The organism is Streptomyces alboflavus, assembly GCF_000716675.1.
Lineage (GTDB): Bacteria > Actinomycetota > Actinomycetes > Streptomycetales > Streptomycetaceae > Streptomyces > Streptomyces alboflavus.
The window spans coordinates 25,431-44,306 of the sequence record NZ_JNXT01000067.1 but is presented as its reverse complement, the minus strand read 5'-3'; the positions used below and the strand labels follow the sequence as shown (position 1 = coordinate 44,306).

Below are 18,876 nucleotides of genomic sequence, written 5' to 3'. Positions count from 1 at the left end.
CGCGCCGTCGCCCCCCGCCCCGCGGCCCCCGCACCCCCGCCCCGTACCGCCGCCCTGTCGAACGCATCGCCAAGGTCGGCCAAAACGCGTGTCCCAATACGGTATGACCACCCGGGCCGACCTAGGTTGGACCGGTGGAGCAACACAGGACCCGTCCCCCGGGCGCAAGGCCGCGCCGCACCGCGCCGCTGCCCGAACAAGGCAGCCCCGCGGAGCCCCCCGTTCCCCGTACCCCGCCGGGCCCCCGCAGGCCCGCGTCGCCGCTCGTCCGCGTGCTGCGCAGAACCCCGCTGTACCGCAAGGTCAGCCGGATGCCGCTGTACCGGCGGCTGCGCCGGATGCCCAATCCGCGGCTGACCGGGCTCGGCAGCGGGCTCTTCGCCGCGGCCGTGATGTTCGTGCTCGCGTGTCTGCTGCGGCTGCTCTTCGGCGGCTCGCTGGTCGCGTACGGCGTGCTGTTCCTGCCCGTGAGCGCCCTCACCGCGCTCTGGGTGCGGCCCGCCGACCTGGTCACCGCGCCCGTCGCGGTGCCGATCGCGTTCGCGGCCGGGGTGCTGCCGATCTCCGGTGGCACCGACGGCTTCGGCGGTCAGTTCATGGGGCTGCTGACGTCGCTCGCGCTGCACGCGGGCTGGCTGTACGGCGGGACGCTGGTCGCCGGTGTCATCGTCACCGTGCGCAAGATCAAGCTCATGAACCGGCGGCGCCAGCAGCGGCAGTGGAAGGAACAGCAGCGGCGGGGCGGGCAGCTGCGGCCGCCGGGCGGCCCGGCGCAGCGGCGCGTGCCCGCCTCCTAGCCGGGCGAGGGGCAGGGAGGGGCAGGGAGGGGCAGGGAGGGGGTCGGCGCCGAGTCACGCGGTGGTGCGGCCCCGCGGTGGCTGCCCCACACAACGGTGCGCCGCCGGCTCCCGGGCCCCGCGGGCTACGCCCCTTGCTCCGCCGCCCGCGCCGCCATCGCCGCGCCCACGATGCCCGCGTTGTTCTGCAGCTCCGCCGGGACGACCTCGGCCTCGATGCCCTTGATCAGGGGCAGGAACTTGTGGGCCTTGCGGCTCACGCCGCCGCCGATGATGAACAGCTCGGGCGAGAACAGCATCTCGACGTGCGCCAGATACTTCTGGACGCGGTGCGCCCAGTGCTCCCAGGTCAGGTCCTCGTCCTCGCGGGCCTTGGAGGAGGCCTTCTTCTCCGCGTCGTGGCCGTGCAGCTCCAGGTGGCCCAGTTCACTGTTCGGCACGAGGTGGCCGCCGGTGAAGACGGCGCTGCCGATGCCCGTGCCGAGGGTGAGCGTGATGACCGTGCCGGTGCGGCCGCGGCCCGCGCCGAAGTGCATCTCGGCGACGCCCGCCGCGTCCGCGTCGTTCAGGACGGTCACCCGGGCGCCGCCGACGCGCTCGGAGATCAGGCCCCGGATGTCCGTGCCGATCCAGCTCTTGTCGACGTTCGCCGCCGTGCGCGCCGTGCCGTCCATGATCACGCCCGGGAACGTGGCGCCGATCGGTCCGGTCCAGCCGAAGTGCTCGACGACCTCGCGCACGCCCTCGACCACGCCCTCGGGCGTGGCCGGGTGCGGCGTCAGCACCTTGTGCCGGTCCTGGGCCAGGTCCCCGCGGTCCAGGTCGACGGGCGCGCCCTTGATCCCGGATCCGCCGATGTCCACACCGAAGATCTGCATGGACTCCACGTTACGACGCCGGACTGACAGTCACGCCCCGGTTGGACCAGTCGGCCAGACCCTCCGCCGCGCGGGCTACTGCTTCGCGGACAGCTCCGCCGCCTCGGCGCGCAGGTCCCGGCGCAGCTCCTTGGGCAGCGAGAACGTGATCGACTCGTCGGCCGTCTTCACCGTCTCCACGTCCGCGTACCCGCGCTCGGCCAGCCACTCCAGGACGCCGTCCACCAGGACGTCGGGGACGGACGCGCCCGAGGTCAGGCCGACCGTGGTGACGCCGTCGAGCCAGGCCTCGTCGATCTCCCCGGCGTTGTCCACCAGGTGCGAGGCGGGCACGCCGGCCTCCAGGGCGACCTCGACCATGCGGATGGAGTTCGAGGAGTTCTTGGAGCCGACGACGATGACGAGCTCGGCGTCCTCGGCGAGCTTCTTCACCGCGGTCTGGCGGTTCTGCGTGGCGTAGCAGATGTCGTCGCTGGGCGGCGAGAGGAGGTTCGGGAACTTGCCCTTCAGGGCGTCGACCGTCTCCATCGTCTCGTCCACGGAGAGCGTGGTCTGGGAGAGCCAGACGACCTTGTCGGGGTCGCGGACCTCGACGTTCGCGACGTCCTCGGGGCCGTCGACGAGCGTGATGTGGTCGGGGGCCTCGCCGGACGTGCCGATGACCTCCTCGTGGCCCTCGTGGCCGATCAGGAGGATGTCGAAGTCCTCCTTGGCGAACCGCACCGCTTCCTTGTGGACCTTGGTGACCAGGGGGCAGGTCGCGTCGATCGTGGCGAGCTTGCGCTCGGCGGCCTCCGTGTGGACGGTCGGGGCCACGCCGTGGGCGGAGAACATCACGATGGAGCCCTCCGGCACCTCCTCCACCTGGTCGACGAAGATGGCGCCCTTCTTCTCCAGGGTCTGCACGACGTACTTGTTGTGGACGATCTCGTGGCGGACATAGATCGGGGCCCCGTACTGCTCCAGGGCCTTCTCGACGGCGATCACGGCACGGTCCACACCCGCGCAGTAGCCACGGGGAGCGGCGAGCAGGACACGGCGGGAGCCAGGCGTTGCAGTCATACGGACCATCGTAAGGCCGCGTACGACAGGTCAAAGATCGCCTCAGTGGGGAGACTGGGAGCCACTGCGTGACCAGCGGAGACCCGGAGGCCCGATGTCCGCCCACACGACGAACGCGCCCCTGCCGCCCGACGGGGAAGGTGCCCCGAAGAACGGCGGGGGCCTGAGACGGAGCCTCGGCTTCCGGGACCTCGTCGTCTACGGCCTGCTGTTCATCGCCCCGATGGCCCCGGTGGGCGTCTTCGGGACGCTCGACGCGAAGTCGCACGGCGCGGTGGCACTGGTGTACGTCATCGCGACGATCGCCATGGCGTTCACCGCCTTCAGCTACGCCCAGATGGTGAAGGTCGTCCCCCTGGCGGGTTCCGTGTTCGCCTACGCGCGCGTGGGGCTCGGCAACGGCCCCGGGTTCATCGCGGGCTGGATGGCGATGCTGGACTATCTGCTCATCCCTGCGGTCGCGTATCTCTTCTCCGGGATCGCCATGCACGAGCTGGTGCCTTCGGTGTCCCAGTGGGTGTGGACGACGATCGCGGTGCTCCTGACGACGGCCCTGAACCTGTGGGGCGTGCGGCCCGCGGCGCGGGTCGGGTTCGCGGTGCTCGCGCTGGAGATCGTGGTCCTGCTGGTGTTCGTGGTGTCGGCCGTCGTGGTGCTCGCGCGGGACGGGGCGGAGCGGGGGTGGCTCTCGCCGCTGACGGGTGACGGGACGCAGGGGGCGTTCGCGCTGTCGGCGGTGGTCGGGGCCGTGTCCGTGGCCGTCCTTTCCTACCTCGGGTTCGACGCGATCGCCTCGTTCGCGGAGGAGGTCACCGGGGGCTCGGCGAAGGTGGCGCGGGCGGTGCTGTTCTGTCTGGCGCTCACGGGTGTGCTGTTCGTCCTGCAGACGTATCTGGTGGCGCTGCTGTCCCCGGTCTCGTCGGCCGACCTCGCCGCCAACCCCGGTGACCAGGGGTCCGCGTTCTACTCCTCCGTGGACGCGGCCGTCGGGGACTGGCTGCACGACCTGGTGGCCGTCAGCAAGGCGATCGGGGCGGCGTTCGCGGCGCTCGCCGGGCAGGCGGCGGCGGGGCGGCTGCTGTTCGCGATGGCGCGGGAGCGGAGGCTGCCGCGGCTGCTCTCACGGACCGAGTCGGGCACGCCGCGGATCGCGCTGCTGTGCGCCGCCGCCGTCACGCTCGTGGCCGCCGTGTGGGCGTCCCGCCGGGACGACGGCATGGACCACCTGGTGTCGGTGGTCGACATCGGGGCGCTGACGGCCTTCTTCCTGCTGCACGCGAGCGTGGTGGGCTGGTTCGCGGTACGGCGGCGGGGTGGCCCGGTGAGCTGGTGGCGGCACATCCTCGTGCCGGTGCTCGGCGCCGCGATCGTCGTCGCCGTCATCGTGGAGGCGTCGGGGTCGGCGCAGGTGGTGGGGGCGATCTGGCTGGGAGTGGGGCTCGTGGTGCTGGTCGCCCAGGGAGTCCGGGGGGCGCCCCGGGCTCCGTAAGGGTGTCAGTGGGGGCCGATACGCTCGCTTCATGGGTCTCAATACGTCTGCTGACGCGCCGCTTCCCGTCGGGGAGGTGTCCCGGCTCATCGGGGGCTGGATCGACCGGCTCGGGGCGATCTGGGTCGAGGGGCAGATCACGCAGCTGTCGCGGCGCCCGGGGGCGGGCGTGGTGTTCCTGACGCTGCGCGACCCCTCGCACGACATCTCCGTGAGCGTCACGTGCTACCGCCAGGTGTTCGACGCCGTGGCGGACGTGATCTCGGAGGGCGCCCGCGTCGTGGTGCACGCCAAGCCGGAGTGGTACGCACCACGGGGCCAGCTGTCCCTGCGGGCGGCGGAGATCAAGCCGGTCGGCGTCGGGGAGCTGCTCGCCCGCCTGGAGCAGCTGAAGAAGTCCCTCGCCGCCGAGGGCCTGTTCGCCCCGGACCGCAAGAAGCCGCTGCCGTTCCTGCCGCAGCTCATCGGCCTGGTCTGCGGCCGCGCCTCGGCCGCCGAGCGGGACGTCCTGGAGAACGCCCGGCACCGCTGGCCGGCCGTCCGCTTCGAGGTGCGCAACGTCCCGGTGCAGGGCGTGCACGCCGTCCCCCAGGTGGTGCAGGCGGTGAAGGAGCTGGACGCGCTCGACGAGGTCGACGTGATCGTCGTCGCGCGCGGCGGCGGCAGCGTGGAGGACCTGCTGCCGTTCTCCGACGAGCAGCTGGTGCGCACGGTCGCCTCGTGCCGTACGCCCGTGGTCTCCGCGATCGGCCACGAACCCGACACCCCCCTCCTGGACTACGTGGCCGACCTGCGCGCCTCGACCCCCACGGACGCGGCGAAGCGGGTCGTGCCGGACGTCGGCGAGGAGTACGAGCGCGTGGCGTTCCTGCGGGACCGCGCGCGCCGCGGCGTCGAGGCGTTCCTGGACCGCGAGGAGCGCGGCCTCGCGCACGCCCTGGCCCGCCCCTGCATGGAGCACCCGCACCGCATGGTCGAGGACCGCGAGGAGCAGATCACGGCGTACGTGGACCGGGCGCGCCGCACCCTCGGCCACCTCCTGGACCGCGCGGAGTCGGAGCTGACCCACACCCACGCGCGCGTGGTGGCCCTCTCCCCCGCCGCCACCCTCCAGCGGGGGTACGCGGTGCTGCAGAAGAAGCAGGGCGGCGCGGTGGTCCGCGCGGCGGACGAGGTGGCGTCCGGAGAGGAGCTGCGGGCCCGGGTCGCCGACGGCGAATTCACGGTACGAGTCGACATCTAGGGTGGGCGCATGACCAGCAAGACGGACACCGAGGCCACGGCGCTCGGGTACGAGCAGGCGCGGGACGAGCTGATCGAGGTGGTGCGCCGCCTGGAGGCCGGGGGCACGAGCCTGGAGGAGTCGCTCGCCCTGTGGGAGCGCGGCGAGGAGCTGGCCGCCGCGTGCCGCCGCTGGCTGGACGGCGCCCGCGCCCGCCTCGACGCGGCGCTCGCGGCCCCGGACGGCGAGGGCACCGAGGGCGACCCGGACGCCGAGGGCGCGTAGACACGCAGGTCAGGCAGGTCACGCGAGGGGCGCCCGGGACACCTGGCGCCCCTCGCCGCTGTGAAGCGGATCACCACACCCCACTTTTAGTTGAACATTGAACCTCGCTGTCGTACTGTCGATGTCACCGGCAGGCACCGGGCACCCCCCAAGTGCCCGAGCACCCCGCCGGAGCCCTCAGCCACGCATCGAGAAGGTTGTAAAGATGTCCCTCGTTCTTGACCCCGCCGCCCAGGACCTGCTGTTCCGCGAGGCCCGCACCGCGAACACCTTCACCGACGAGCCCGTCACCGAGGAGCAGGTCCAGGCCATCTACGACCTGGTCAAGTACGGCCCCACCGCGTTCAACCAGTCGCCCCTGCGGGTGACCCTGGTCCGCTCCCCCGAGGCGCGCGAGCGCCTGGTGCAGCACATGGCCGAGGGCAACCGCCCGAAGACCGCCACGGCGCCGCTCGTCGCGATCCTGTCCGCGGACAACGAGTTCCACGAGGAGCTCCCGGCCCTGTTCCCGCACTTCCCGCAGGCCAAGGACGCCTTCTTCGCCGAGCGCCCCGTCCGTGAGCAGGCCGCGGGCCTGAACGCCGCGCTGCAGGCCGCGTACTTCATCGTCGGCATCCGCGCCGCGGGCCTGGCCGCCGGACCGATGACCGGCTTCGACTTCGCGGGCGTGCAGAAGGAGTTCCTGGACGACGACCACACCCCGCTGATGGTCATCAACATCGGCAAGCCGGGCGACGACGCCTGGTTCCCGCGCTCCCCGCGCCTGGAGTACGAGGACGTCATCACGACCGTCTGAGGCCCGGCAGCAGGACACGGCAGGACACAGCGGTACGACGAGAGGCCCCCGGCGGTTGCCGGGGGCCTCTCGTCGTACCGCTGCCGCTATTTCGTGGCACGAACCGCTACACGCTGGTCTCGACCGGCGTCCGCTTCATCTCCAGGGACTCCGCCATCGCCGTCAGCTGACGGAACGAGGCCGTGCCCGCGACCACCGTCGTGGCGCCCTTGTCCTGGAGGACGAGCGCGTCGTAGCGGGAGCCCTGGTAGCGGTGCCAGGTCTTGCCCGCGATCTCCTGGGTCCGCTCGGTCTTGCGGGCCTCCTGCGTGGCCGTCTCGATGAACTCGGACGGCTTGCCCGTGGACTGCTTGACCGTCACGTACTCCCCGGCCGGGTCGAGGAAGCCCAGGTGCCAGCTGTCGTGGTCGGCGCCGTTGTACCGCACCGAGGTCGGCTTCCACGACTTGGGGAGGCCCTGGGGCGCCGCCACCGGATAGGGCGCGGCCCGCCTGGCGGTCAGGAGCTCGACGCGGTAGTCGACCCGCTTGACCGGTTTCTCGGTTTCGTCGTGCGGGATGAAGACGTAGATCACTGCGACCACGATGCCGATGACGGCCATCGAGAGCAGCATGTTCCGCACGGTCTGCTTGCCATTTCTGCCTGCCACGCCCCCAATCGTCGCAGGTCCCCATGGCACACGAAGCCGCACCCCCACCCGCGCTCACGTGTAGGGCCCTCTGCTCATTCTTTCGACCTGCGGATAGAGTCAAGGCATATCCCTCATCCGGCCGCCCGCCCGTCTCCCGCCCCCGCCCTTGCAGGGACGCCCTCCGGGCGCAGTTTTTGTTCCGTATCAGAAAGGTGCGCCTCGATGACCGAGCATCATTCGCTGCCGTCCGAACTCGTGGTCTCCCCGGAGGCTCCCGACCGCAACCTCGCCCTGGAGCTCGTCCGGGTCACCGAAGCCGCCGCCATGGCCGCGGGCCGCTGGGTCGGCCGCGGCGACAAGATCGGCGCGGACGGTGCCGCCGTCAGGGCCATGCGGACCCTCGTCCACACCGTCTCGATGAACGGCGTCGTCGTCATCGGGGAGGGCGAGAAGGACGAGGCCCCGATGCTCTTCAACGGCGAGCGCATCGGCGACGGCACCGGCGCCGAGGTCGACATCGCCGTCGACCCGATCGACGGCACCACCCTGACCGCCAAGGGCATGCCGAACGCCATCGCCGTCCTCGCCGCCGCCGACCGCGGCACCATGTTCGACCCGTCCGCCGTGTTCTACATGGACAAGCTGGTCACGGGCCCCGAGGCCGCCGACTACGTGGACATCAACGCGCCCGCCGCGGTCAACATCCGCCGCGTCGCCAAGGCCAAGAAGTCCTCGCCCGAGGACGTCACCGTGATGATCCTGGACCGGCCCCGGCACGAGGGCATCGTCAAGGAGATCCGCGAGACCGGCGCCCGCATCAAGTTCATCTCGGACGGCGACGTGGCCGGTTCGGTCATGGCCGTCCGCGAGGGCACCGGCGTCGACCTGCTCATGGGCGTCGGCGGCACCCCCGAGGGCATCATCAGCGCCTGCGCGATCAAGTGTCTGGGCGGCGTCATCCAGGGCAAGCTGTGGCCCAAGGACGAGGCGGAGAAGCAGCGCGCGATCGACGCCGGGCACGACCTGGACCGCACGCTCTCCACGAACGACCTGGTCAGCGGCGACAACGTGTTCTTCGTCGCGACCGGCATCACCGACGGCGAGCTGCTCCAGGGCGTGCGCTACCGCGCCGAGAACGCCTCGACGTCCTCGCTCGTGATGCGCTCCAAGTCCGGCACCATCCGGAAGATCGAATCCGACCACCGGCTCTCGAAGCTGCGCGCGTACAGCGCCATCGACTTCGACCGCGCCAAGTAGCGGCGGGCCGCGGCCGGGCGGCGTACGACGACGGGGGCGCTCCGTGCGGGGAGCGCCCCCGTCGTCGCACGCGGACGAGGCCTCGTGCGCGCCGGAGTTCTCGGTGGGTCCGGAGTTCTCGGTGGGCCCGGAGTTCGCGGTGGGCTCAGCCCGCGGCGGCGATGGTGCCCGCGGCGGTGCGGGTGGCCTTCTGGAGCTCCAGGTCGCGCCGACGGCGCCGGGCCAGGACCACGCGGCGCTCGGCGGCGGTCAGGCCACCCCAGACGCCGTACGGCTCGGGCTGGAGCAGGGCGTGCTCGCGGCACTCGACCATCACCGGACAGCGGGCGCAGACGCGCTTCGCCGCCTCCTCGCGGGAGAGCCGGGCCGCGGTGGGCTCCTTGGACGGGGCGAAGAACAGTCCGGCCTCGTCCCGGCGGCACACGGCGTCGGAGTGCCATGGGTTGTCCTGGTCCCGCTCGCGCGCTGGCACCCTTCCCCAAGCGCCCGACTGCGCTCGTGCCGGGGAGGCCCCCTCCGCCGGTACGGCGACCTGCAGGGACTGATGCGTCGGTTGCAGCACGGTCTACTCCTGACGACGGCTTCGCGAGCGAGAGACGATGCCCGAAGCTCTACCCGCTGTGTGCGGGCCTATGCACTGTGTTCCGGTGTACGGAAGCTCCGGTTCCTGCCGGACGGCGCGGGTGGCCGGAACGTGTCGTCGTCGAGCGGTCGCCCGTGCGCCGCGGCGGCGGGCGGCGGGCTCAGCCCTCAAGACGCTTGCGCAGATATCCGCGCAGGTCACGGATGAGCTTTCCGCGCTTGGGGCGGGCCTTGATGTCGCCGAAGACGGCGAATCCCTCGACGAAGACGACCGGCGCGTCCTTCTCCTCGGCGTCCAGGGTGTCCACTTCGACGGTGCCGAAGACGCCCGTGCCGCGGCCGCGCAGCGAGATGTTCTCGGGGACGCGCACCTTCACGTCCCCGAACAGCGCGAATCCCTTGATCAGGACCTGACGGTGCTCGAACTCGGCCTCACTGAGGTCGATCACGACGTCGCTGAACACGGCGTACGCGTGCGTGCGGCGGCCGACGCGCCAGCGGCCCTTGCGGACGGCGTCACCGAAGACCGCGTGCAGGGTCTCGTCGGCGGTCTCGGGGACCTCGCCGGGCGTGGGCCGGTCGGGCGCCTTCCCGAACGAGGGGCCCTTGTCGCCGGGGGCGGGCAGGTCCTCGACGAAGGGCTCGAGCTCGGCGACGGTCTTGGCGCGGTAGACCCCGTCGATCCGCTCTCCGTGCTCCTCCGGGTCGATCCGGCCCGTGGCGAGCGCCTCGGCGAGGATGTCGGCGGCGCGGTCTCGGTCGGCGTCCGAAGCGCGCAGCGGCGCGGGCGCCTTGGCGGCAGGGGTCTGGGAACGCTTCTCTAGGTCCACGCCGTCAGCGTACCCAGACGCGATAGATCGCGACTAGCCCCCGCGAGGGGCGGACAGGGGCACGCCATCAAGTGAGCCTTACCTCACCGGACCGGCGCGGCCGGGGCGCTCTACGCTGGTCGGGCGCCACCAATGGAGGTCGCGCCGCTGTCTGCCGAGTGAGGAATTGGGCGTCATGCCAGAGTTTGCGTACTCCGATCTGCTCCCGCTGGGAGAGGACACCACCCCGTACCGGCTGGTGACCTCCGAGGGTGTGTCCACCTTCGAGGCCGACGGGCGCACGTTCCTCAACGTCGAGCCTGAGGCGCTGCGCAAGCTCGCCGCCGAGGCGATCCACGACATCCAGCACTATCTGCGCCCGGCCCACCTGGCGCAGCTGCGCCGCATCGTGGACGACTCGGAGGCCTCGGGCAACGACAAGTTCGTCGCCCTGGACCTGCTGAAGAACGCGAACATCGCCGCCGCGGGCGTGCTCCCGATGTGCCAGGACACCGGCACGGCCATCGTCATGGGCAAGCGCGGCCAGAACGTCCTCACCGAGGGCGGCGACGAACAAGCCCTGTCGCGCGGCATCTACGACGCGTACACGAAGCTCAATCTCAGGTACTCGCAGATGGCTCCGCTCACCATGTGGGAGGAGAAGAACACCGGCTCCAACCTCCCCGCGCAGATCGAGCTGTACGCGACCGACGGCGGCGCCTACAAGTTCCTCTTCATGGCCAAGGGCGGCGGCTCCGCCAACAAGTCGTTCCTCTACCAGGAGACCAAGGCGGTCCTGAACGAGGCCTCCATGATGAAGTTCCTGGAGGAGAAGATCCGTTCGCTCGGTACGGCCGCGTGCCCGCCGTACCACCTGGCGATCGTCGTCGGCGGCACCAGCGCCGAGTTCGCGCTCAAGACCGCGAAGTACGCCTCCGCGCACTACCTGGACGAGCTGCCCTCCGAGGGCTCGGCGACCGGCCACGGCTTCCGGGACAAGGATCTCGAGGAGAAGGTCTTCGAGCTGACGCAGAAGATCGGCATCGGCGCGCAGTTCGGCGGCAAGTACTTCTGCCACGACGTGCGCGTGGTGCGCCTGCCCCGGCACGGCGCCTCGCTGCCCGTCGCCATCGCCGTGTCCTGCTCGGCGGACCGGCAGGCCACCGCGAAGATCACCGCCGAGGGTGTCTTCCTGGAGCAGTTGGAGACCGACCCGGCGCGGTTCCTGCCGGACACCGAGGACTCGCACCTGGAGGAGTCCGGCGACGTCGTCAAGATCGACCTCAACCAGCCCATGGACGCCATCCTCGCCGAGCTGACCAAGCACCCGGTGAAGACCCGCCTCTCGCTCACCGGGCCGCTCGTCGTCGCCCGCGACATCGCGCACGCCAAGATCAAGGAGCGGCTCGACGCGGGCGAGGAGATGCCGCAGTACCTGAAGGACCACCCCGTGTACTACGCCGGTCCGGCCAAGACCCCCGAGGGGTACGCCTCCGGGTCCTTCGGGCCGACGACCGCCGGGCGCATGGACTCCTACGTGGAGCAGTTCCAGGCGGCGGGCGGCTCCAAGGTGATGCTCGCCAAGGGCAACCGCTCGAAGCAGGTCACGGACGCGTGTGACGCGCACGGCGGCTTCTACCTGGGCTCGATCGGCGGGCCCGCCGCGCGGCTCGCGCAGGACTGCATCAAGAAGGTCGAGGTCGTCGAGTACGAGGAGCTCGGCATGGAGGCCGTCTGGAAGATCGAGGTCGAGGACTTCCCGGCGTTCGTCGTCGTCGACGACAAGGGCAACGACTTCTTCCAGAACCCGGCCCCGGAGCCGACGTTCACGTCGATTCCGGTGCGGGGGCCTGGGCTGGCGTAAGCGCCCCGAAGAGGCGGCGGGGATTTCTTTCGCCCCCGCCGCCCCTACCCGTCCCTTCACCTGGGGGCTTCGCCCCCTTGCCCCCCTTTCGGCGCTTCGCGCCTCGTCCTCAAACGCCGGACGGGCTGGATTTCCCTACGCGAACTTCTGGTTCGCCGCGCCCGTGCACTTCTGGAGGCGCAGGGGCTCCTTCGGGCCCGCGAGGGTCAAGCACAGGGCCGTGTCCGCCGTCGGGCGCAGGGTCCCGGACTGCTTGGTGAACTTCTGGTTGGCGGCGCCGTGGCAGTTCCAGAGGGTGACGGCGGTGCCTTCCTTGTACGAGCTGTCGGGCACGTCCAGGCAGCGGTCCTGGGTCAGGCCGGTGTGCAGCGAGCGTTGGCCGGAGTCGTACCACCAGGTCTGGTTGCGGTTGCCGGTGCAGTCCCAGCCCTGGACCTTGGTGCCGTTGCGGCTGCTCGACGCGTCCACGTCGACGCAGGTCTTCGTGGCCTCGTTGGTGAGGGGCGCGAACTTGTCGTCCCAGCCGCCCTCGTACAGCTTCGCGCCGCCCGTGGACGCCGGGTCGGCGCAGCTGCCCTCGCGCCAGCCGGAGTTGTGGAGCTGGGTGAGGCAGGAGGCGAAGGCGCCGTGGCCGCGGGCGTTGGGGTGGAAGGACTGGCGGACCGAGTTGGAGTCCGGCGGGAACGGGTTGGTCAGGTCCACGTACAGGCCGCGGGCCCAGGTGTCCTCCATGCAGACCTCGTGGCCGTGGAAGAGCCGGGAGTTGTCGAGGTAGAGCGCGCCGGAGTTCTTCGCGGCCCTGCGCATGCCGCGCTCGAAGGCGGGCACGGCCTCGTTGCGGCCCCACTCGGTGTCGGAGTCGTACCCGAGGCCGCCGCAGGCCAGCTTGCCGGGGAACTTCGGGTTGTCGCGGAAGTCGGGGCCGATCGGGCTCGGGTAGCCCATGACGACGAGCTTGTAGTCGTCGCCCGCGTAGCCCGCCTGGTCCATGACGGTGCGCAGATCGCGCACGGACTGCTCGACCTTGGGCACGAGCGCGTCGACGCGGGCCTGCCAGCCGTCCTTGTACTTGGGCGCGCAGGGGCCCTGGAGGGTCAGGTAGCGGGTCACGCAGTCGGTCATGACGGGTGCGAACTGCAGGTCGTCGTTGGCGCCGATGACGAGCAGGATCGTCTTGATCCGGGTGTTGCGGGCCTTGATGGCGAGGTTGTCGCTCTGCACCAGCTCGTCCGCGTACTGCTTCTGGCCGCCGATCCTGATGTTGACGGTCTGCGCGCCCGAGCAGGCCACGTTGTACGTGACGTCCGCGGGGATGCCGGTGCGGTGGATGGCGGCGTCCGGCGAGCGGTGGCACCAGTTGTCGGGGCCGTTGGTGCCCGGCTCGTACGTCCCGATGCCCTCGCCGCTGATCTCGCTGTCGCCGAGGGAGATCAGGCCGGTCTTGCGGTCGGCGAGCGGGCGCTCGGCGGGGTCGCCGTACAGCTTGGTGGCCTCGGCGGCGCGGATCTTCTCGAGCTCCGGCGACAGGGGCGTCGCCGCGGGGGCGGGGCCCTTGGGGTCCGCCGCCTGCGCCGGGACGGCCGTGGCGGCCCCGCCGATCAGGACCGTGACGGCGGCCGCCGCCGTGAGTGTGCCGCGCAGTCGGCTCGCGCCGACTCTTCCGACGCGTTGAACGCGCTTCATTGCGCCTCCCCGGTTTCGTGTTACCCACGGTTTTTACTGGTGGGTAGGGGGCTTGGGAATACTCCGAACAAGACAAGTGCTCAACTTTTTGAGGCAGTTGCGTACCCGGAAGCACGGAAGGACCAGCGGACATGAGCGGCGGCGACAGCGGCGAGCAGGGCCGAGACAACGGCGTTGACCAGGGCGGATACCGCGTCGAACACGACTCCATGGGCGAGGTGCGGGTGCCGGCCGACGCCAAGTGGCGGGCCCAGACCCAGCGCGCCGTGGAGAACTTCCCCATCTCCGGCCAGCGCCTGGAGCGCGCCCATATCGCGGCCCTCGCCGAGATCAAGGCGGCCGCCGCGAAGGTCAACGCCGACCTCGGCGTGCTCGACAAGGACATCGCCGGGGCCGTCGTGTCCGCCGCCCGCGAGGTCGCCGAAGGCCGCTGGGACGCGCACTTCCCCGTCGACGTCTTCCAGACCGGCTCCGGCACCTCGTCCAACATGAACACCAACGAGGTCATCGCCACCCTCGCCACCGAGCGGCTCGGCCGGGACGTCCACCCCAACGACCACGTCAACGCCTCGCAGTCCTCGAACGACGTCTTCCCCTCCTCCCTCCACATCGCGGCCACCGCCGCCGTGACGGGTGATCTGATCCCCGCCCTCGATCACCTGGCGACGGCTCTTGAACGCAAGGCCGAGGAGTTCGCCGACGTCGTCAAGTCCGGGCGTACGCATCTGATGGACGCCACGCCCGTCACCCTCGGGCAGGAGTTCGGGGGGTACGCGGCGCAGGTGCGGTACGGGGTCGAGCGGCTGCGGGCCTCGCTGCCGCGGCTCGCCGAACTGCCGCTCGGCGGGACCGCCGTGGGCACCGGCATCAACACCCCGCCCGGGTTCTCCGCCGCCGTCATCGCCGAGGTCGCCCGGGCCACCGGGATTCCGCTGACCGAGGCGCGGGATCACTTCGAGGCGCAGGGGGCGCGCGACGGGGTCGTGGAGACCTCCGGGCAGCTGCGGACCATCGCCGTCGGCCTCACCAAGATCTCCAACGACCTGCGCTGGATGGCCTCCGGGCCGCGGACCGGGCTCGCCGAGATCAGCCTCCCCGACCTCCAGCCCGGGTCCTCGATCATGCCCGGCAAGGTCAACCCCGTCATTCCCGAGGCCGTCCTCATGGTCGCCGCGCAGGTCACCGGCAACGACACCACCGTCGCCGTCGCCGGGGCCTCCGGGAACTTCGAGCTCAACGTCATGCTGCCCGTCATCGCCAAGAACGTCCTGGAGTCGGTGCGGCTGCTCGCCAACGCGGCGCGGCTGCTCGCCGACCGGACGGTCGACGGCATCGTCGCCCACCGCGAGCGGGCCCTGGAGTACGCCGAGTCGTCGCCGTCCGTCGTCACGCCGCTCAACAAGTACATCGGGTACGAGGAGGCGGCGAAGGTGGCCAAGCGGGCGCTGGCGGAGCGCCGGACCATTCGTGAGGTGGTCCTCGACGGTGGGTACGTCGAGCGGGGCGATCTGACGCTTGAGCAGTTGGACGCGGCGCTGGACGTCTTGCGGATGACGCGGCCGTAGGCCTTCGCGGGGCGCCCCAGGCCCACCCCTTCACCGAAACTGGGGGCTCCGCCCCCAGACCCCCGCTCCTCAAACGCCGGAGGGGCTGAAATACAGCAGCACATGATCCAGCCTGTCCGGCGATTGAGGACGAGGCACGGAGCGCCGATAGCGGGGGTCCGGGGGCGGCAGCCCCCGGTTTCGGGAAGGGGCGGGGTTGGGGAAGCCTAATATCTGTTCATGACAGACGACGGTGGTGGAACGGGCGCGGCGAAGGCGGCGCGGTGGGAGCCGGGGGCGCGGATTCTGTGGCGGTACCGGGAGAACGCCGGTGACGGGTTCCACATCTGTCGGCCCGTCACCGTCGTGCGGGACGAGGAGGACCTCCTCGCCGTCTGGATGGCACCGGGCACGGAGTGCGTGAAGCCGGTGCTTGAAGACGGGACTCCGGTGCACCGGGAGCCGTTGGCCACGCGGTACACGAAGCCGCGGACGACGCGCAGGGACCACTGGTTCGGGACGGGCGTGCTGAAGCTGGCGCGGCCGGACGAGCCGTGGTCGGTGTGGCTGTTCTGGGAGCCGGGCTGGCGGTTCAAGAACTGGTACGTGAACCTGGAGGAGCCGAGGACCCGCTGGCACGGCGGGGTGGACTCCGAGGACCACTTCCTGGACATCTCCGTACGCCCGGACGGGACTTGGCGCTGGCACGACGAGGACGAGTTCGCCCAGGCCCAGCGGGCGGGCCTGATGAGCGAGCGGAAGGCGGCGGCGGTGCGCGAGGCGGGTCACGCGGCCGTGGACGTCATCCGCGCCTGGGGCCCTCCTTTCGGGGACGACTGGCCGAGCTGGCGCCCGGACCCGTCGTGGCGGATTCCCGCCCTCCCCCATGACTGGGACCGTACGCCCGCGCACGTGTCCTCATGAGACCCTTGATGCGCCCCCGTGGTTCAAACGTAGGATCGTCCTCCGCAAGGGCGCACAGCGACAACTCCTCGTGCCCCCAGAGCGCCTGACAGGATGTCATCAAGGAGCGGCTGAACGTGAGCGAGGCATACGACGCGCCTGGCGGCCACGACCGCACGGGCCAGGCCGAGGCGTTCGACGCCATCGGCTCGGCCTACGACGTCGCGTTCCCGCACAAGTCGGGCCAGCTCGCGGCCGGCCGCCGCCTCGCCGAGGAACTCCCCGCGGGCTCCCGGATCCTGGACGTGGGCTGCGGCACGGGCCTGCCGACGGCCCGGCAGCTGGCCGACGCGGGCCACTCGGTGCTCGGCGTCGACCTGTCGGCGGGCATGCTGGACCTGGCGCGGGTGAACGTACCGCCGCCGATGGCCGAGTTCCGCCGGGTGGATCTGGCGGATCTGCGCCCCTCGGGTGAAGGGCCGGGTGCTGTGGGGCAGTTCGACGGAATTGCCTGTTTCTTCGCGCTGTTGATGCTGCCCCGGAAGGAGATACCGTCTGCTCTTCGACTGCTGCGGTCCCTGCTCAGGCCCGGCGGTCTGCTGGCACTGTCCATGGTCGAGGCCGACCTTGACGACGCGGCAATTCCGTTCCTGGGGCACACGATCCGGGTATCCGGTTACCTGCGGGACGAACTGCGGCACGTCGTGCGGGACGCCGGCTTCGACATCGCCCACGAGGAGTCGTACTCGTACGCACCGGCGAGGATCGATTCACCACCCGAGCACCAGTTATTCCTGCACTGCCGACGCGGCTGAGCAACGCTTGGACGGCGCGCGCGGCGCGCAGCCCCGGACGGACGGATTCGAAACGCGTGACGGAGCACCTCAGCCCCTACGAGGGCCGCAAGGCACCAGTTGCCCGGCCGACCGCCCCCGCGGATCCCCGCGGGGCGCTGCTGCGTGCCCCGGAGACGGACACGTTCGGCTCCGGGGGCGTGAACGCCCTGCCCGCGCAGGCGCGCACGGGTGAACAGGGCACGGGCACGGGCAGCGAGCACGCCCAGTCGTCCACGCCCGCCACGGAAGGCCCGGGCAGCCACCGCCCGCGCCCGGCCCCCGAAGGCGTGCCGACCCAGCCGCACCCAGGACCCGACGCCGCGAGGCCGGGCACCGAGGGCCCGGCGGGCATCGCCGGCGTGAGTGACGTACCGGGCGCCCCCGGTGGCGCCGAGCGCCGTTCGGGCCGCCCCCGGCCGCCGGGTCCGGCGGCGATGCGGCGTGACGGGGACCGGCTGCGGTTCGTGGGCGCCGCCACCCGGCGCATCGCCCGCGGCATCGACCTCGACGAGATCGTGATGGGCCTGTGCCGGGCCACGGTGCCGACGTTCTCGGACGCGATCCTCGTCTATCTGCGCGACCCGCTGCCGGTGGGCGACGAGCGCCCCGCGGGACCGCTGCTTCTCCGGCTGCGCCGCACCGACCGCATCCCGGAGGACCAGGACACCGACGGCGGCACGCTGCCCGCCCTCCAGGTCCAGTCCGACCTGTCGTCGGCCGCGGAGCTGTGCGAGGTCCGGGTGGGCAGCGCGCTCGCCGAGGTCCTGCGCGGGGTGCGGCCGGTGTTCGCGGACGCCGCGACGGCGTTCGGCGCGCTGCCGGAGCTGCTCGGCGAGGGGCGCACGGTGCCCGGCGGACAGCGTGCGATCCTGGCGCCGCTGCGGGGGCGGCGTCGGGTCATCGGGGCCGCTGTCTTCCTGCGCCGCCCCGACCGGCACCCGTTCGAGGCCGACGACCTCCTGGTCGCCGCCCAGCTCGCCACGCACAGCGCGCTCGGCATCGACAAGGCCGTCCTGTACGGCCGCGAGGCGTACATCGCCGACGAGCTGCAGCGCACGATGCTCCCCGAGACCCTGCCGCGCGCCACCGGCGTGCGCCTGGCCTCGCGCTACCTCCCGGCCGCCGAGACCGCCCGCGTCGGCGGCGACTGGTACGACGCGATCCCGCTGCCCGGCAGCCGCGTCGCCCTGGTCGTCGGCGACGTCATGGGGCACTCCATGACGTCCGCCGCGATCATGGGCCAGCTCCGCACCACCGCGCAGACCCTCGCCGGCCTCGACCTGCCGCCCCAGGAGGTCCTGCACCACCTGGACGAGCAGGCCCAGCGCCTCGGCTCCGACCGCATGGCGACCTGCCTGTACGCGGTGTACGACCCGGTGTCGCACCGCATCACCATCGCCAACGCGGGCCACCCGCCACCCGTCCTGCTGCACCTGGGCGGCCGCGCGGAGGTCCTGCGGGTGCCGCCGGGCGCGCCCATCGGCGTGGGCGGCGTCGACTTCGAGGCCGTCGAGCTGGACGCGCCCGCGGGCGCCACGCTGCTGCTCTACACGGACGGCCTGGTCGAGTCCCGCCTCCGTGACGTCTGGACCGGCATAGAGCAGCTGCGCGAACGGCTCGCCGCGACCGCCCAGCTCACCGGCCCGGACCACCCGCCGCCCCTTGAGGCCCTGTGCGACGAGGTCCTCGACATGCTCGGCCCCGGCGACCGCGACGACGACATCGCGCTGCTCGCCGCCCGCTTCGACGGGATCGCACCGAGCGACGTGGCGTACTGGTTCCTGGAACCGGAGGACGCCACGCCGTCGCGCGCCCGCAGGCTGGCCCGCAGCGCCCTGGCGCTGGGGCCTGACCGAGCTGAACGACGCCGTGGAGCTGCTCGTCAGCGAGGTCGTCACGAACGCCGTGCGGTACGCCACGCGGCCGATCACGCTGCGCCTCCTGCGCACGGACGTGCTGCGCTGCGAGGTCGGCGACGACGTGCCGCAGCTCCCGCGGCTGCGCCAGGCCCGCGCGACGGACGAGGGCGGACGCGGGCTCTACCTGGTCAACAGGCTGGCGCGGCGCTGGGGTGCCACGCGCCTGAGCACGGGAAAGGTGGTCTGGTTCGAGCTGAACCAGAACGGCTGACGGGGTCGCCCCGGCCCCGTTCGGGGCCGGGGGCCCGGCCACCCCCTGCCGGACCGGGGCTGAAATTGGATCCCGTCCAAATGTTGCCGACACCCAGTCGGCGGAGTT

At 71.7% G+C, this 18,876-nt stretch carries 16 protein-coding genes and 1 pseudogene; 11 read left to right on the top strand and 6 right to left on the bottom strand.

From position 1 onward, the window contains the following. The first annotated feature begins 272 nt into the window (after positions 1-272). On the top strand, positions 273-797 hold the full coding sequence (locus OO63_RS35335; protein WP_380838604.1) for a DUF6542 domain-containing protein: 525 nt from the start codon (positions 273-275) through the stop codon (positions 795-797). A 125-nt stretch (positions 798-922) separates the two neighbouring features. On the opposite strand, the gene ppgK is transcribed toward OO63_RS35335, so the two are convergent. Beyond that, entirely contained in the window at positions 923-1,675 is a 753-nt protein-coding gene (gene ppgK, locus OO63_RS35330; RefSeq protein WP_030358063.1) for a polyphosphate--glucose phosphotransferase, read from the bottom strand. 75 nt (positions 1,676-1,750) lie between these two features. Then, a complete protein-coding gene (locus tag OO63_RS35325) occupies positions 1,751-2,746 on the bottom strand; it encodes a 4-hydroxy-3-methylbut-2-enyl diphosphate reductase (RefSeq protein ID WP_078619562.1) in 996 nt (331 codons plus the stop codon). 85 nt (positions 2,747-2,831) lie between these two features. Here OO63_RS35325 and OO63_RS35320 point away from each other — a divergent pair, with 85 nt between their 5' ends. The 4 genes from OO63_RS35320 (at position 2,832) to OO63_RS35305 (ending at position 6,529) form a co-directional block, all read left to right on the top strand. Then, positions 2,832-4,226 carry an APC family permease gene (locus tag OO63_RS35320; RefSeq protein ID WP_051811484.1) on the top strand — a complete coding sequence of 465 codons (1,395 nt, stop codon included), beginning with the start codon at positions 2,832-2,834 and terminating at the stop codon, positions 4,224-4,226. Positions 4,227-4,257: 31 nt separating this feature from the next. Then, complete coding sequence (gene xseA, locus OO63_RS35315; protein WP_030358060.1) at positions 4,258-5,469, top strand: exodeoxyribonuclease VII large subunit; 1,212 nt, start codon at positions 4,258-4,260, stop codon at positions 5,467-5,469. Positions 5,470-5,478: 9 nt separating this feature from the next. Next, positions 5,479-5,733, top strand: a complete 255-nt coding sequence (locus OO63_RS35310) for an exodeoxyribonuclease VII small subunit (RefSeq protein ID WP_030358059.1) — start codon at positions 5,479-5,481, stop codon at positions 5,731-5,733. Between the two features lie 205 nt (positions 5,734-5,938). Continuing rightward, complete coding sequence (locus tag OO63_RS35305) at positions 5,939-6,529, top strand: malonic semialdehyde reductase (protein WP_030358058.1); 591 nt, start codon at positions 5,939-5,941, stop codon at positions 6,527-6,529. Between the two features lie 106 nt (positions 6,530-6,635). Here the strand turns inward: OO63_RS35305 and OO63_RS35300 are convergent, their stop codons facing one another. Continuing rightward, positions 6,636-7,178: a DUF4245 domain-containing protein gene (locus OO63_RS35300; protein ID WP_030358057.1), complete on the bottom strand. Its 543-nt coding sequence runs from the start codon at positions 7,176-7,178 to the stop codon at positions 6,636-6,638. Between the two features lie 204 nt (positions 7,179-7,382). Here OO63_RS35300 and glpX point away from each other — a divergent pair, with 204 nt between their 5' ends. Beyond that, positions 7,383-8,417: a class II fructose-bisphosphatase gene (gene glpX, locus OO63_RS35295; protein ID WP_030358056.1), complete on the top strand. Its 1,035-nt coding sequence runs from the start codon at positions 7,383-7,385 to the stop codon at positions 8,415-8,417. A gap of 145 nt (positions 8,418-8,562) precedes the next feature. Here the strand turns inward: glpX and OO63_RS35290 are convergent, their stop codons facing one another. After that, positions 8,563-8,979, bottom strand: coding sequence for a WhiB family transcriptional regulator (locus OO63_RS35290; protein ID WP_030358055.1), 417 nt, complete (start codon positions 8,977-8,979; stop codon positions 8,563-8,565). A gap of 181 nt (positions 8,980-9,160) precedes the next feature. Then, positions 9,161-9,829: a DUF1707 SHOCT-like domain-containing protein gene (locus OO63_RS35285; RefSeq protein WP_030358054.1), complete on the bottom strand. Its 669-nt coding sequence runs from the start codon at positions 9,827-9,829 to the stop codon at positions 9,161-9,163. A gap of 175 nt (positions 9,830-10,004) precedes the next feature. On the opposite strand from OO63_RS35285, the gene OO63_RS35280 reads away from it, so the two are divergent. Beyond that, positions 10,005-11,672, top strand: coding sequence for a fumarate hydratase (locus OO63_RS35280; RefSeq protein WP_033264758.1), 1,668 nt, complete (start codon positions 10,005-10,007; stop codon positions 11,670-11,672). A gap of 135 nt (positions 11,673-11,807) precedes the next feature. Here OO63_RS35280 and OO63_RS35275 read toward each other — a convergent pair whose 3' ends face one another. Then, positions 11,808-13,355, bottom strand: a complete 1,548-nt coding sequence (locus OO63_RS35275; RefSeq protein WP_030358052.1) for a ricin-type beta-trefoil lectin domain protein — start codon at positions 13,353-13,355, stop codon at positions 11,808-11,810. Positions 13,356-13,486: 131 nt separating this feature from the next. Here OO63_RS35275 and OO63_RS35270 point away from each other — a divergent pair, with 131 nt between their 5' ends. The 4 genes and pseudogenes from OO63_RS35270 to OO63_RS41785 all read left to right on the top strand — a co-directional run bounded on the left by OO63_RS35270 (position 13,487) and on the right by OO63_RS41785 (position 18,768). Continuing rightward, positions 13,487-14,920: a class II fumarate hydratase gene (locus OO63_RS35270; RefSeq protein WP_051811482.1), complete on the top strand. Its 1,434-nt coding sequence runs from the start codon at positions 13,487-13,489 to the stop codon at positions 14,918-14,920. Between the two features lie 219 nt (positions 14,921-15,139). Beyond that, positions 15,140-15,823, top strand: a complete 684-nt coding sequence (gene fomD / locus OO63_RS35265; protein ID WP_030358050.1) for a cytidylyl-2-hydroxypropylphosphonate hydrolase — start codon at positions 15,140-15,142, stop codon at positions 15,821-15,823. A 116-nt stretch (positions 15,824-15,939) separates the two neighbouring features. Next, positions 15,940-16,617: a class I SAM-dependent methyltransferase gene (locus tag OO63_RS35260; RefSeq protein ID WP_030358049.1), complete on the top strand. Its 678-nt coding sequence runs from the start codon at positions 15,940-15,942 to the stop codon at positions 16,615-16,617. Positions 16,618-16,673: 56 nt separating this feature from the next. Beyond that, positions 16,674-18,768 (top strand): annotated as a pseudogene (locus tag OO63_RS41785) (SpoIIE family protein phosphatase). Positions 18,769-18,876: the final 108 nt, after the last annotated feature.